Annotated in this window: 11 protein-coding genes; 2 read left to right on the forward strand and 9 right to left on the reverse strand. The window is 61.5% G+C overall.

Features of this window, described 5'->3' with window-relative positions:
- Window positions 1–536: 536 nt before the first annotated feature.
- Entirely contained in the window at window positions 537–2030 is a 1494-nt protein-coding gene (locus tag PSELUDRAFT_RS10800) for an acetyl-CoA hydrolase/transferase family protein (protein ID WP_088966850.1), read from the reverse strand.
- Window positions 2031–2271: 241 nt separating this feature from the next.
- Here PSELUDRAFT_RS10800 and PSELUDRAFT_RS10805 point away from each other — a divergent pair, with 241 nt between their 5' ends.
- Both PSELUDRAFT_RS10805 and PSELUDRAFT_RS10810 read left to right on the forward strand, forming a co-directional pair.
- Window positions 2272–3165, forward strand: a complete 894-nt coding sequence (locus PSELUDRAFT_RS10805; RefSeq protein WP_088966851.1) for a LysR substrate-binding domain-containing protein — start codon at window positions 2272–2274, stop codon at window positions 3163–3165.
- Between the two features lie 106 nt (window positions 3166–3271).
- Window positions 3272–4468, forward strand: coding sequence for an MFS transporter (locus PSELUDRAFT_RS10810; RefSeq protein ID WP_088966852.1), 1197 nt, complete (start codon window positions 3272–3274; stop codon window positions 4466–4468).
- 59 nt (window positions 4469–4527) lie between these two features.
- Here the strand turns inward: PSELUDRAFT_RS10810 and PSELUDRAFT_RS10815 are convergent, their stop codons facing one another.
- The 8 genes from PSELUDRAFT_RS10815 to PSELUDRAFT_RS10845 all read right to left on the reverse strand — a co-directional run bounded on the left by PSELUDRAFT_RS10815 (window position 4528) and on the right by PSELUDRAFT_RS10845 (window position 13828).
- Complete coding sequence (locus PSELUDRAFT_RS10815) at window positions 4528–4944, reverse strand: PaaI family thioesterase (protein ID WP_088966853.1); 417 nt, start codon at window positions 4942–4944, stop codon at window positions 4528–4530.
- A 264-nt stretch (window positions 4945–5208) separates the two neighbouring features.
- The gene (locus PSELUDRAFT_RS19635; RefSeq protein WP_088966854.1) at window positions 5209–5526 is read right to left on the reverse strand and encodes a hypothetical protein; all 318 of its coding nucleotides are present in this window, start codon (window positions 5524–5526) and stop codon (window positions 5209–5211) included.
- A complete protein-coding gene (locus PSELUDRAFT_RS20085; RefSeq protein WP_369800113.1) occupies window positions 5519–5650 on the reverse strand; it encodes a DUF6396 domain-containing protein in 132 nt (43 codons plus the stop codon). The genes PSELUDRAFT_RS19635 and PSELUDRAFT_RS20085 overlap by 8 nt, the downstream gene beginning before the upstream one ends.
- 234 nt (window positions 5651–5884) lie before the next feature.
- Window positions 5885–6259, reverse strand: a complete 375-nt coding sequence (locus PSELUDRAFT_RS19375; protein WP_157725090.1) for a hypothetical protein — start codon at window positions 6257–6259, stop codon at window positions 5885–5887.
- 209 nt (window positions 6260–6468) lie between these two features.
- On the reverse strand, window positions 6469–7632 hold the full coding sequence (locus PSELUDRAFT_RS10825) for a sel1 repeat family protein (RefSeq protein WP_157725091.1): 1164 nt from the start codon (window positions 7630–7632) through the stop codon (window positions 6469–6471).
- The gene (locus tag PSELUDRAFT_RS10830; protein ID WP_231895194.1) at window positions 7610–8833 is read right to left on the reverse strand and encodes a sel1 repeat family protein; all 1224 of its coding nucleotides are present in this window, start codon (window positions 8831–8833) and stop codon (window positions 7610–7612) included. The genes PSELUDRAFT_RS10825 and PSELUDRAFT_RS10830 overlap by 23 nt, the downstream gene beginning before the upstream one ends.
- A 67-nt stretch (window positions 8834–8900) precedes the next feature.
- Window positions 8901–10892 carry a phospholipase D-like domain-containing protein gene (locus PSELUDRAFT_RS10835; RefSeq protein ID WP_157725092.1) on the reverse strand — a complete coding sequence of 664 codons (1992 nt, stop codon included), beginning with the start codon at window positions 10890–10892 and terminating at the stop codon, window positions 8901–8903.
- Window positions 10889–13828: a type VI secretion system Vgr family protein gene (locus PSELUDRAFT_RS10845; protein WP_088966858.1), complete on the reverse strand. Its 2940-nt coding sequence runs from the start codon at window positions 13826–13828 to the stop codon at window positions 10889–10891. Before PSELUDRAFT_RS10845 ends, PSELUDRAFT_RS10835 begins: the two co-directional genes overlap by 4 nt.
- Window positions 13829–14033 lie beyond the last annotated feature (205 nt).

Below are 14033 nucleotides of genomic sequence, written 5' to 3' on the forward strand. Positions count from 1 at the left end.
GACAGCACCGAACCCTTGTGCTCCAAACCCGGTGGCGCGAGCCGGGCAAAGGAAGCTGCACGTAGGGCGGGTTGAACCAGCGGTTCATACCCGCGTGAACCGACAGCTACGCGCGGGTATGGCCTGCGGCCAACCCGCCCTACGGCGAGCCATGTCCGACAACCCGCCTGATGACACAAAAGACAGCACCGACCCCCTCGTGTCCCAAACCCGTTGGCGCGAGCCGGGCAAAGGAAGCCGCACGTAGGGCGGGTTGAACCAGCGGTTCATACCCGCGTGAACCGACCACGACGCGCGGGTATGGCCTGCGGGCAACCCGCTCTATGGCGAGCCAGTAGGTAGGTTGGGCCCCTCGTAGCGAAGCCCAACGTTTACCGCGTTGTTCTGGTGGTGCTGACAGGCTCTCCCGCACACGCCTTGCGGCCAACGTTGGCCGCAAGCAGGCAAAAAAATGGGACTGCACCAGGGCAGTCCCGAACCTGCAATAACGCGAGGAGGAAAGGAAATCGTTGCCGGGGTGGGTGCCCCGGTGGCGTTTACGCGGGCAGCATCGAGCCGCTGTCGCGCAGGCGGATGTGCATCTCGAAGGCGCGCTCCAGCGCATGCGGCGTCTGGCCGCCGTAGCGCAGCGCGTCGCGGTAGTAGTCCTTGAGCGCGTCGCGGTAGCTCGGGTGCGCGCAGTGTTCGATCACCAGCTTCACCCGCTCGCGCGGCGCCAGCGTGCGCAGGTCGGCAATGCCCTGTTCGGTTACCAGGATGTCCACGTCGTGCTCGTTGTGATCAACGTGGGCCACCATCGGCACGATGCTGGAGATGCGGCCGCCCTTGGCCACCGACTTGGTGGCGAAGATCGACATGAAGGCGTTGCGGGTGAAGTCGCCGGAGCCGCCGATGCCGTTCATCATGTGCGTGCCGCCGACATGGGTGGAGTTGATGTTGCCGTAGATGTCGGCCTCCAGTGCGGTGTTCAGCGCAATCAGGCCCAGGCGGCGGATCACCTCCGGGTGGTTGCTGACTTCCTGCGGCCGCAGCAGCACCTTGTCGCGGTAGCGGTCCAGGTTGCCGAACACCTTGTCCTGCATGCGCTTGGACACGGTGATGGACGAGCCGGAGGCAAAGGCCATCTTGCCGGCGTCCATCAGCTCGAAAGTGGAGTCCTGCAGCACTTCCGAATACATGGTCAGCTCGCTGAACGGCGAATCGATGAAGCCGGACAGCACCGCGTTGGCAATGGTGCCGATGCCGGACTGGATGGCCGGCAGCACCGCCGGCAGGCGGCCGCGCTTCACTTCGTGCTGGAAGAATTCGATCAGGTGGCCGGCGATCTGGCGGGTTTCCTCGTCCGGCGGCAGGTTGTTGGAGGCGCTGTCCGGGGTATCGGTAATGATGATGGCGGCGATCTTTTCCGGCGGAATGCGGATGGCGCACTCGCCTACGCGGTCGGCCACGCCGACGATGGGCAGCGGCTCGCGGTGCGGGCGGCGGCCGGGAATCCAGATATCGTGCATGCCCTCGAAGCCCAGCGGCTGCGCCAGGTTGATCTCCACGATCACCTTGTCGGCCAGGATGGCGAAGCTGGCAGAGTTGCCCACCGAGGAGCTGGGCACGATGCCGCCGTCTTCGGTAATGGCTACCGCTTCGATTACCGCGATGTCGAGCTTGCCGAGCTGGCCGGCGCGCAGGAATTCCACGGTTTCGGACAGGTGCTGGTCGACGAACATCACCTCGCCGCGGTTGATGGCGGCGCGCAGGGTGGCATCCACCTGGAACGGCAGGCGGCGGGCCAGCAGGCCGGCTTCGGTGAGGGTCTTGTCGGCGTCGTGGCCCAGCGAGGCGCCGGTGATCAGCGTGAGCTTCATCGGCTGCTGGCAGGCGCGCTTGGCCAGCGCAATCGGCATGTCCTTGGCGTCGCCGGCGCGGGTAAAGCCACTCATGCCCACCACCATGCCATCCTTGAACAGCAGCGCGGCCTCGTCGGCGCTCATCACACGATCATTCAGCCCGCGCATGCGGATACGGTCGGCGTACATATGCGTTCTCCTCTGATGTCGGGCGTGGCAGGCGGCAACTCTGTGGCTGCTGGGTACTGAGCACTGCGCTTGGGGCCCGGACCGGTCGGACTATTGCCGACCCTCTGTGTTGTCGGCAGTAGGGCTGCCGATTCATTGGGTCCAAGTGTAAGGATCTGGCTGCAACATATCCAATATATAAAAATCGTTATTTTGGTATATTTTGTATATGGAAACTTGCCCCAGCATTCGATAGGTCATCATGGATTTCCGCCACCTGCGCTATTTCATCGCCGTTGCCGAGGAACGGCATTTCACCCGCGCCGCCGAGCGCGTCGGCATCCAGCAGCCGCCATTGAGCATGCAGATCCGCCAGCTGGAGGAGGAGATGGGCACGCCGCTGTTCCAGCGGCTGACGCGCGGGGTGGCGTTGACCGAGGCAGGGGAGGCGTTCCTGATCGAGGCGCGCGCCATCCTGGCCCGGGTGGAGCAGGCCCGGCAGCAGGTGCAGCGCCTGTCGCGCGGCGAGGCCGGCCAGCTGCGCATCGGCTTTGCCGGCGCCACTTACTTCCAGCCGCTGGTGCCGGCGCTGCTGCGCGACTTTCGTGCCCGCTACCCGGGGGTGGAGCTGCGCCCGGTGGAGAGCAATACCGCGCAGCTGATCGACGGCCTGATGGGGGGTGAGGTCGATCTTGCCTTCGTGCGCGCGCCGTTCGATGCGCCGGCCGGGCTGCGCAGCCTGGAGCTGGTGGACGACGAACTGCTGGTGGCACTGCCCGCCAGCCACCCGGCAGCGGCGGGGGCGGACATCGCGCTGGCCGAACTGGCGCAGGAGACCTTCATCCTGTTCCCGCGCGACATCAGCCCCGGCCTGTACGACCGCATGATCGCCACCATCCAGCAGGCCGGCTTCAGCCCGAAGCTGGGGCAGGAGGCGCCGCAGATCGTGTCGACGGTGCCGATGGTGGCGGCAGGTTTCGGCATTGCACTGGTGCCGGCCTCGGTGCGGCAGATCCAGACCGACAGCGTGCGCTACCTGCCGCTGTGCGGCCAACAGGCACGGGCACCTATCTGCCTGGCCTATCGTCAGGATCATGCCTCGGCGGCGCTGGCCAATTTCGTGGCGCTGGCCAGCGGGGAGCATTCCTCCGGCTGAGCGGCGGTTAGCAAGAACTCAGTGTGTTCCTAAATCGTGTACTGCAGATGGCCGCCGCAGCGGGCCGCCATGCTAGGCTGCTGGTCCGTGATGACTGGAGTGCGGCATGGGGTTGGGCAATATGTGGCGGGATTTTGCCGCCGTTCTTTTCAGCGTGGCGCTGCTGGGGGTGGGGCTTGGCAGCACCATGCCGCTGATCGCCATGACGCTGCAGGCGCGCGGCTTCAGCGCGGAGATCATCGGCCTGAGCGTGACGGCCTGTGCGCTGGGCGGTGTGCTGGCCACGGTGGCTGCCCCCGGCCTGGCGCGGCGCTACGGTCGGCGCACGGTGATGCTGGGCTGCCTGCTGCTGGCGGCCGCCTCGGTGCTGCCGATGCAGTACCTGTACGCGCTGCCCGGCTGGATGCTGGCGTATTTCCTGTTCGGCGCCGCCATGGCGCCGTTCTTCGTGCTCGGCGAAAGCTGGATCAACAACCTGGCCAGCGACAGTTCGCGCGGGCGACTGGTGGCGCTGTATGCCACCTGTTTCACTGCCTGCCAGGTGCTGGGGCCGCTGCTCACCAACTGGCTGTCACGTTGGCCGCAACAGGCTTTCCTGCTGTGTGGCGGGCTGTTTCTCATGGGGCTGCCCGGCATCCTGCTGGCCAGCGACCACGAACATGCTGTGGCTGGCGGGCAGCCCGCATCGCAGCCCAACGGCAAGCGGGCGGATGCCTCCTGGCTTGCCATCGTGCGGCTGGCGCCGACCATCGTGCTGGGCACCGCCTTTTTCGCCTCGTTCGATACCGTGATGCTGAGCTTCCTGCCGCTGATTGCCATGCAGCACGGCATGAGCCAGCCGCGGGCGCTGGCATCGGCCTCCATCCTGCTGGCGGGTGACGCCTTGCTGCAGTTCGGCATTGGCTGGCTGGCCGATCGCTGCGGCCGCCTGCTGGTGCAGCGGGTGTGCGCGGGGCTGGTGTGTCTGTTGCTGCCGGCGCTGCCGTTGTTGATGACGTCCTGGCCGCAGCTGTGGGTGGGCTATCTGTTCCTGCTGGGTGGTTGCGCCGGCGCCATCTACACACTGTCCATGGTAGCGGGGGGCGAGCTGTTCAGTGGTGCGGCGCTGATTCGCGTGTCCGGGCTGATTTCGCTGAGCTGGAACCTGTCCAGCAGCGCCGGCCCGGCGGCCACCGGCTGGGTGATCCAGCATTTCGGCTCGGCGTGGATGGTGAGCGTGCTGTGGCTGCTGGCGCTGCTGTTCGCCGGCTTCAGCTTTGTACGCCGGCGGCAGGTGGTGGCGCTGCCGGAACAGGTGGCCTGAACGGGCAGGGGCGCACCAGGCAGCAGGCGTGGCGCGCTGCTGCTTCGGCCGGCCTGCTTTCAACGAGCGTTTCCGGGCGGGATGGAATAGGTGCCAACCACGTGTGCTACCAACTCGCTGCTGCCTGCCGAGTACAGCGACACTTCGCCCACCGCTAGCGTGCGGCCAACCTTCAGCAAGCGGCATTCGGCAATGATGCGGGCATCGGCAGCGGGCTTGCGCATGAAGTTGATGGTGAGGCTGGTGGTTACCGCCAGCGGCACGATGCCGATCTTGCCGAGGATGGCAACGTAGAGCGCCACATCCGCCACTCCCATCAGCACCGGGCCGGCAACCGTGCCGCCAGGCCTCAGTTCATCCGGGCCGACATGGTGCGAGACGGTGGCGCCATCGTTTCCCACCGCCTCGACCACGCATTTGCTTTGTGGAAACTCCGCCGCCATGAAGGCGGCAACCTCTGCTGTTGTTGCTGACATGCGTCCCTCGACTCGTGATATGGCGCGGAAAGCCTGCATGGCTGTGCTGGGGCGGTTTTGCAGAGTCGCTTTTCGGCTGAAGCTACCTTTTCCATTCTTGAAGAAGTGTCGGGTAACCACCCCAAAGAAGAGCAAAGATGTGGGGCAGAGTTCTTCCCAGCAAACACGCAGGCGAACCGAAAGCTCCACAGAATTCATCTATTAATCAAAATAATGGATGAATATCTCTTAATTGTTTCATACTTTAGATGACCAATAGAGTCTCTAGCAAAATGGCAAATACATTACATCAGCAAAGCCTTTGCAAATTGATGCACCAACAACGCCCTCTATGGCACCTATTCGCCCACCAGGATAACGAATCAAAAAATAAGCTGCAATAAAAATAGCAAAAACAACCAGCAACAACTCAACAATATCCAGAGAGGTTGGCTTGGGCAGGCGGTCGTCTTCATAGACGCAGCTGAAGGCCAGCCTGGCCTGCACTGCCTTGAGGTCGGGTTGTTGTGCCATTGGAGTTGCCTTGTAGCCGCAGCCAGCCAGGGCAGCAAGGAGCAGCAGGCAGTAACGTGACTTAATCATGCCCGATATGCAATGGCCGGCTGGTTTTCGGGTCCAGCTCTTTGGCTGCGGCCAACTGGGTCATCAGCACTTCGGGCGGCTGCTCCGGAGGCTCATTGGCCTTGAAGTCTTCCCGCCACTTCAGCTGACTATCCTATTGCGGCAGCGGTCAGTGCTGCTGGTGAGCTAAGGGGAGGGTGGGTTATCAGCCAAAGCTACCTGTCAGCAGGATCGTGCGAAATAGCTGGTTTAAACAGCATTTCGGGCAAGCCCCCTCGGGCTTGCCGCAAATGGTTCGTATAGGATCAGTGCACAGGGGGGTGAGGGAACTCGGCCTTCAACTAACTTGTGAAAAAAGCCCCTCCCAACACCGAAAATTTCAACTGCCAAACATCATTTTACTGATGCTATTTAACATCGAATAATTTTCCTGCCAGAATGCCGTTTCTTCAAATGCCAAATTGGATGACAGGAAAATTATTGGAAAGCTCATCAATACATAAATAATGGCTATAATGGAGCTATAAAATTTTTTGTTTTCTTTTGATTTCCATTCAATCAATGCCAGTATTGATGCCATTAAAAGACTAAATGGTAAAAATGTAAAAGTTAGCATAAAAATACCTATCAGGCTTCCGCTGATCGGCGCAGCACCTGGTGCTACACTGCCATTTGAGCCAATTGTTAGAGCCAAAAAAACAAATGCGGCATAAAAAATAATTGATCCAAGTCCAATTTTTTTCCAAAACTTCATATTTTACTGGCTTTCGTTGTTTTAAAATAAATACAAGATGATGATATGGTAGAAATTTGGCCAACTAAACCGTGCTGGTCAATCAGACATAATGGATTTCCTCCCACATCGGTATGCTCTTGCTGTCGCCTAATTGGATCAGACTGCACCTGCTTCCCCTCACAGTCCATTCCCATTCACTTGCAGGAAATAACTACAACCGGGCCGGCTCAGTCCGACTTAAGTGTTAGGTGTACAAAGGCGCAGGTTGCCACCAGGCAAGCGGCATGGCTTGGCGCTGCGTAGCCCAGTTTGATACTGGGCGGGGTCTTCGGCTTGGGCAGCTCGACCTTGGGCAGGCCGGTGGCCGGATCCAGGTTCTTGGCCCTGGCCAGTTTCAGCACCAGCTTGTCGTCCGGTTTGGGCGGCGCGGCATTGGCCTTCCATTCCTTTTCCCACTCGAAAGTGCCATCCCATGGCGGCAGTTTGGCCGGCGGCAGCGGTACGATCTTGTCGATGTCCGGCAGCTTGGGGTTGCGGCCATCGTAGCGGTCCAGGAAGCGGCCGATCGCTTCGTAACGCTTCACGCGCTCGGGGTCGGGTTGAACGTTAAGATAATTCAAATCAAGTTTGCCTTTTTCAGCATCAAAGGCTCCTTGCACACGTAAGGCGGTAGCAGAGCGCCCCGCCTTGACCGCCTGCTGGTAGGCATGCAGCGCATCGGGGTAATGCTTGTCACCCTGCAAATCCACCCCTAGGCTGTCAGCCGCTTCGGCATGGCCCTGCTCCGCGGCGCAACGCCACATCTGCCGCGCAATCTCGGGAGCCAGTTCAGGCTCGATCAGCAGGTCGCCCACATAGGCTTGGGCATCCGCGCTGCCCAGGTCCGCCGCCTTGCGGAAATACATCAGCGCCTTCTCGTTGTCCTGGTCATAGCCGTAACCAGCTTGTAGATAATGGCCGGTCAGGTAATAGCCGTTGGGGATGTTATCCGCCACCAGCTGTTCGGCCAGATCCAGCACTTCGTTGACGGCATCGGGAGAAGCCACCTCGCCCTTGCGCACCATGCGTTGCAGGTTGTTGTTGGCCTTGTAGTGGCCATGCGCGGCGGCGATGCGGTACAGCCGCCCGGCCTCGGGCAGCAGTTCCGGCTGGTATTGCAATTGCAACCAACGAGCGTAGTGGAATAGCTGGTCCGCGTCCGGGTTCAGCTTGGGCAGGTGGTCGGCTTCATGCACGCAGCTAAAGGCCAGCTTCGCTTGCACCGCCTTGAGGTCGGGTTGTTGTGCCATCGGGGGGTCCTTGTGGCCGCATGCGGCCAACCCCAGCAGTGCCAGAGCTGCCACGATGACCCGGATGCGTGCCCCCGCCTCAGCCCTGTGCTGGTTCTGCATAGCTTTGCAGCGTCCACGTTACCGCCACCTGCTGCTGATCCGGCTTGCCGCGCACGCGGTCCAGCCAGCCTAGCTGTTGCGGCACCGGGAGGGTCGGGAAGTGTTCTCCCGTAAGGAAATGCCGGCTCACACTGGCCATGCCGTGAGCCGATAGATCCGCGCACCATACTCCGCTCTGCGGGCAGGCGGCATGGCTTGGCGCCGCGTAACCCAGTTTGATCCTGGGCGGGGTCTGCGGCTTGGACTGCTCGGTCTTGGGCAGGCCGGTGGCCGGGTCCAGGTTCTTGGCCTTGGCCAGTTTCAGCACCAGCTTGTCGTCGGGCTTGGCTGGCGCGGCATTGGCCTTCCACTCCTTTTCCCACTCGAAAGTGCCATCCCACGGTGGCAGCCTGGCCGGCGGCAGCGGCACGATCTTGTCGATGTCCGGCACCTTGGGGTTGCGGCCATCGTAGCGCTTCAACAGGGTCCAGATCGCTTCATAGCGTTTCACGCGTTCTGGATCGGGTTGGACATTCAGATAGTTAAGGTCACTCTCGCTCTTGCTATTTTTGGCGTCAAACGCTTGCTGTAAACCAAGGGCAGAAGTTGAATCTCCAGCCTTGGCTGCTTGCTGGTAGGCATGCAGCGCATCGGGGTAATGCTTGTCAACATCCAAAGACACTCCCAAGTAATATGCTGCTTTAGCATGGCCTTGCTCCATAGCACAACGCAACATCTGCCGGGCTATGTCGGGAGCCAATTCGGGTTCGTTCAGCAGGTCACCCACATAGGCTTGGGCATCCGCACTACCCAGGTCCGCAGCCTTGCGGAAATACATCAGCGCCTTCTCATTGTCCTGGTCATAGCCGTAACCCGCCTGTAAATAATGGCCGGTCAGGTAATAGCCGTTGGGAATGTTGTCCGCCACCAGCTGTTCGGCCAGATCCAGCACTTCGTTGACGGCATCGGGTGAGGCCACCTCGCCCTTGCGCACCATGCGTTGCAGGTTGTTGTTGGCCTTGTAGTGGCCATGGGCGGCGGCGATGCGGTACAGCCGCCCGGCCTCGGGCAGCAGCTCCGGCTGGTATTGCAATTGCAGCCAACGGGCGTAGTGGAACAGCTGGTCCGTGTCCGGGTTCAGCTTGGGCAGGCGGTCGGCTTCATGCACGCAGCTGAAGGCCAGCTTCGCTTGCACCGCCTTGAGGTCGGGTTGTTGTGCCATCGGGGTATCCTTGTGGCCGCAGGCGGCCAACAGCAAAGGTAAGACGAGCCAGGCAAGACGCATCGGTTTAGTCCAGGTCGGTGGTGCTACTGGTGTCACTGCTGAATTTGCTCAGTGGGGCGATTGGTGCTTGTTTAACTTTTCGACGGTCAGCATTTTTATCCATGATTTTCCCCCACAAGTCATAGACAAGTGCAATCTGCATTTGCTTGCTGGCATCTGCCGTATTGCCCTGATCCGCCGTATGTTTACCCCATAAATAATGCCGCGCCGCGCGGGTGATCTCCGGCTGGCAGTGGCAGACATTGATTTCGCTATCGCACACCATGCTGCGCAGGTTGATATTGGCCGAGCCCAGGGTCATGAAGATGTCGTCTATCATCATCAGCTTGGCGTGGATGTAGACGTACTGCCAGGGCTGGCCCTGCTGGTAGCCTTCCATGGAAACCAATGAACAGATATGGGTTTTCAGGCCGGGAATGTCGGTATCCGGAATATTGTCCTGTTTGGCAGTGGCCTGCTTGCTTTGCAGTTCTTCCAGTTTCTTGCGTTTTTCCGGCAAGCCAAGGCTGGCTTCGGATGGCAAGGCACCGGAAGGGCTGCGCATGGCATTGCGTTTCTGTTCGGCCATGAACACGTCCTGTCTTGCCCGGCTTACTTCTTTGCTGATGTCGCTTCGCGCCAACTCTGGCATTTGCCCGCGTTTGCCCAGCGCATCCAGCATCTTGTAGGTGTTCTTGACACCCTTGCCCATGCCTTCCTCGTTGTCGTTGGTCACCACCATCAGGTACAAGGGGCCGTGCTGGCCAGGGTCACGGCCATGGGCCAACTGGTTCCTGAGGGCCTGTTTGGTGGCTTCGGCAAAGTTCACCCAGCGGAAATACTGGTTTTCGATGTAGATGTACTGGCTGGCATGATTGACGGCGTTCAGGTACAGGTGCTTGATGTCCTGCACGGTGAACTCCCCGTCCACCTTGCCTTGGGGCCGGGTCTGGCTTTGCGTGCGGGCAATCTGCGCCATGGCGGGCGTGCCCAGTGCTGGCCGGGGCTTGAAATGCGGCAGCTGCAGATGTGCGCGCCGCCCTGTCAGGTTCTCGCCTGTTGCCTTGTCCCAACCGGCCACGAAATTATGGTTGATATGCACCAGCACCGGGCCGGTGAGCCGGCTGGAAATGTCATGCCGGGCGGTCGCGCCGTTACGGCCCTGATGTGGTTCCCGCTTTACGTAATGGTGGTCGTCCTTGTCCCAGTAGGCATCCAGCATGTTGTGCCCCATGACAAAGCCCAACGCACTCTCCGGGTACTCGTAATCGATCAGTACGGTCTTTTGATGGTGGCTGGGCGTTTTGGAGGTGGCGGCCGCATGCAGTGTCGATGCACCATTGCGCAACATATTCGGCAAGATATAAGCGTTCTTGTCGATATCGTCGAAATCCCGTGTACGGAACTGGATGTTTTTATTCGTGCGGATATCCTGATGCCAGCCGATATCGAAGCACTCCTGCAGGAAGTTCTCGTTATCGCCCCGCTTCACGTTATAACCTGGGTTCATTACCTCGGGAATTTGTCCGACAGCATTATTCCAGGTCAGGATTCTGACCTGGACGCCTTCCAATGACTTCATTTCCAACAGCTCGCCAATTGGCATGAGCTTGTCTTTGGGATGCAGCTTGCGCCGGGTGAACGGCAACTTTCCCGCCATGTCGTCGACGACCTGATCGATATTGTCCCTGGTCAGCGGCGGAAGCTGGGGTTGTTGCAGGAAATCCTTTATCGGCGGGGCACCAGCGCCACGTTTGAAATACATCGAGGGCTGAAAGCCCCAGCAGACGATATCCACGCTGTGTTTGGCGGCCAGAATGGCGTCGTAAATAGCACCGAACGCTTGCTCCCCGTTGATCAGCGGCTGGAATGTGGCATTGACCTCGTGAAATTCGGGTTTGTATCCGGGGGGATTGTTATCGGCCAGAAACCAGGGCGCCGACGTTCTGGTGGTCTGATGCTGAGATAGATCCACATCCTGCTTGCGCGGTTTGTGCTTGGCTAAAGGTTGGCTCACGCCTGTTCTCCATTACCGCTGTCCGACCCCAAAAAGGATTTGTACTGATCCAGCTTGGCGGAATGATCACCGTGGTTGATGCCGCTATTGGCCATTTCGTCGTGTGTCTGCTTGTTGTAGGACGTCACCATATTGAAATCGCGTTTCAGGCCATTGGCCATTTCCAAGGTGTATTTCTGCGTCAACACGCTATGGTCCACCGGGATGTGCCCCGTCTCGTCCAGCACGCCTTGCTTGATCATTGCGCCGTCGGCATAGAGTTTGAATGGCATCCCGGCCACGGCATGATCACCCTCGACAAAGCTGTGATTTACCTTCAAGCCAAAGCGCTGCTTGGGAATGCTGTCAGGAAATGCCGGATGCGCAACAGTCATCCGGTCAGGCCCGCTCATCACATGCTCCGCCCCCTTCACGCTCACCGTGCCGGGGCAGTGCACTTCGATATTGCCGCCCGCCATGCGGATGTAGGCACCGCCACCGACGTTGAGCAGGATTTCTTCCTTCGCCGCGATGGTGATGCGGTCCTTGCACGAGGTTACCGTCACATCCTTATCCGCCGTCAGTTCCATCGCGTCGCTCTGCGCCTGCAGCTGCACCTTGCCCTTGGCGGCGATCAGCTTCAGGCTCACTGCGTCTTTCACCCCGGCCACGAACAGGCTGATGTGCTGGCCGACGTTGTGCAGCCAGCGCCGGCCCGAGGTCTGGTTAAGGTCGCGCTGCGCCACCTGGTCGATATTGCTGCCTGCGGCCAACGTCAGGGCGTTGTCAGTCGTCGCGGCCAGGCCGGCCGGGGCGGACAGGATCATGAGCGGCTGCTGACCGGCCTGTGCTGATCCATTTCCCTGGGCCGCCGTTTTGCCCTCTTTGTCGGTGTTGCTGCCGGCCTCCCACGCGCTCAGCGCCTGCACGTGGTGCTGCAGGTGGCCGTCGGTTTTCTTCGCCCCTTTACTGTTGTCGGGCTTGATTTCCTCCGGCCCGGTTTCTAGGGTGTCGGCCAGTTGCGCCGTGGCGGTGTCGGCGAGGGATTGCGCGAGGCTGAGCGCGGCGTCGAGCTGGTTCTGCGCACCATCGCGCGCCAGCTGTTTGCCGCCGGCACCGGCTTGCGCTTCGGTGGTCAGCAGCAGGCCGTGCGCGGCGCGGATCGCCCCGTGGCGGTCGGTCCGCAGTTCGAAGCCGTCGCCACGCGGCGTGGCTTTGCCGTCAGCTCGGGGATGGGCGAGGTAGCCCTGGTTCAGCTGGGTGTGGCCGTGTTCGCTGCTGAGTTTCGCCCGGACTTCGCCCGGAGTGTCGTCGAACAGCAACTCGTTGTACTGGCCGCCGTGGTGTTCCTTCGACTTGATGCCGGACAGCGTTTTGTTGCCCGGCAGGCTGCCGGCACCGCTGAACGTCGGCGGCGGGTGGCTGCCGTTGTACAGCACGCCGGTGATCACCGGCCGGTCGATATCGCCTTCGATAAAGTCGACCAGCACTTCCTGGCCGATGCGCGGGATGAACTGGTGGCCCCAGGCGGCGCCGGCACTGGGCATGGCGACCCGCAGCCAGCAGCTGGAGCGGTCGTCGAGGTTGGCGCCGATTTCCGGATGCTCGTCTGGCCGCTGCCAGTGGAACTGCACCTTGATGCGGCCCTGCTGGTCGGTGTGCACTTCTTCATTGGCGGGGCCGACTACGGTGGCGGTCTGCGCACCGCGGGCAGTGGGCTTGGCGTGGGCGCTGTCGGCGTAGGCCGGGGTGAGCGGCAGGCCGCGGCGCTGGGCGTCGAACTCGCTGCAGAACGGCACGTCGTCATCTGCGGCCAACGTTGGCCGCAAGGCCGCCGGCAGGCTGCGCGCCAGCTCGGCCGGCAGGTTGTTGCGTACATTCAAGGTCTGGCGGGTAAGCACGAATTCGCGCTGCTCGGCGCCATCACCGTCGTGTGCCGGGTGGCCGTCGAGGCGGAACCATTGCCCGGCCACCAAGCCGCGCACCGCGCCGCCGCCGCTGAAAGTCTTGGCCTGTGCATCGTGCGCCTGCTGCCGCAGCCGCGCGTAGTGGCTGAGCTGCTCGGCGTCGCTGGCATAGTAGGCGCCGGGGGCGTCGTAGTGGCTGAGGCTGGATTGCAAGCGGCTGCCGTCCAGGCCCTGATCCAGCGCCGATTCGTCACCGCTGTGGCCGGTGGCCACCGGCTGGTAGTCGAAGCTGGCCAGCGCCACGCTGCCGGGCACGATCTGCCGCGCGCCGTCCCAGCGGGTGAGGCCGTCCTCTTCTTCCGTCGCGTCGCTGCGATGAAAGCGTACTCGTTCGAGATTGGCCGCAGGCAGGCTGTACGGGTCGTCGAAGGCCACCAGCTTGACCTGCGGCGTGTCGCCGTCCAGATGCTCGTAGCGCCAGCTCAAGCCTTCCTCACGCAGCAGGCGGCAGATGAAGTCGTGGTCGGATTCGCGGTACTGCATGCAGTAGCTGCGCGCCGGCAGCGCGGCGGCCAGCACGAAATCCAGCGCCTGGCCGGCGGCGAACACCGGGTTGGCCGCAGCGTGCTCGGCAAAGATCTGCCGCACGATGGCCTCCACCGACAAATCCTGGAACACCCGCGAGGTTTGGCGCAGCCGCAGCAGCGCGAACGGCGGCTCGACGGTCAGCGCGTACCTGGCGAAGCCACCGTCGCTGCCCAGCGCCTCGGCCGCGCTGACCACACCACAGCGGAGGCTCTCGCTGCCGTCTGCGCCGGCGATACCGAGCCGCACCGGCAAACCCAGCAGCGTCTTCAGTTCGATACCGTCATCCGGCGACAGGCACCCGACGCGGAAGCGGTAATCGCCGGCCAGCGCTTCTTCGCCACTGAGTGTCAGCGGCAGCAGCGCCTGGCCCCAGCGCTGACCGTCGCCCAGCTGCAGGGTGAGTAGGCGCTGGTCCTGGTTGAAAGCGGACGCGAAGCTGGCGAGCAGGTCGGGGAGGTTCATGGCAACGGCGCAGTGGGGCAAAGCGCGGAATTATGCCAAAGAGTTATCCATTTGTCCTTCGTGGTTGGAACAAAAACCTGAAGCATTCGTAATGCTTTGCAAACAGGGCATTTTTTATTTTCCCACTGAATAAGCAGCTTCGGCCGACCTGCTGCCGAACATGACCGCCGCCGCCTTGTCCTTCGCCGAAGCAGCCCCTGCCAAG

The sequence above is a fragment of the Vogesella sp. LIG4 genome, assembly GCF_900090205.1.
Classification (GTDB): domain Bacteria; phylum Pseudomonadota; class Gammaproteobacteria; order Burkholderiales; family Chromobacteriaceae; genus Vogesella.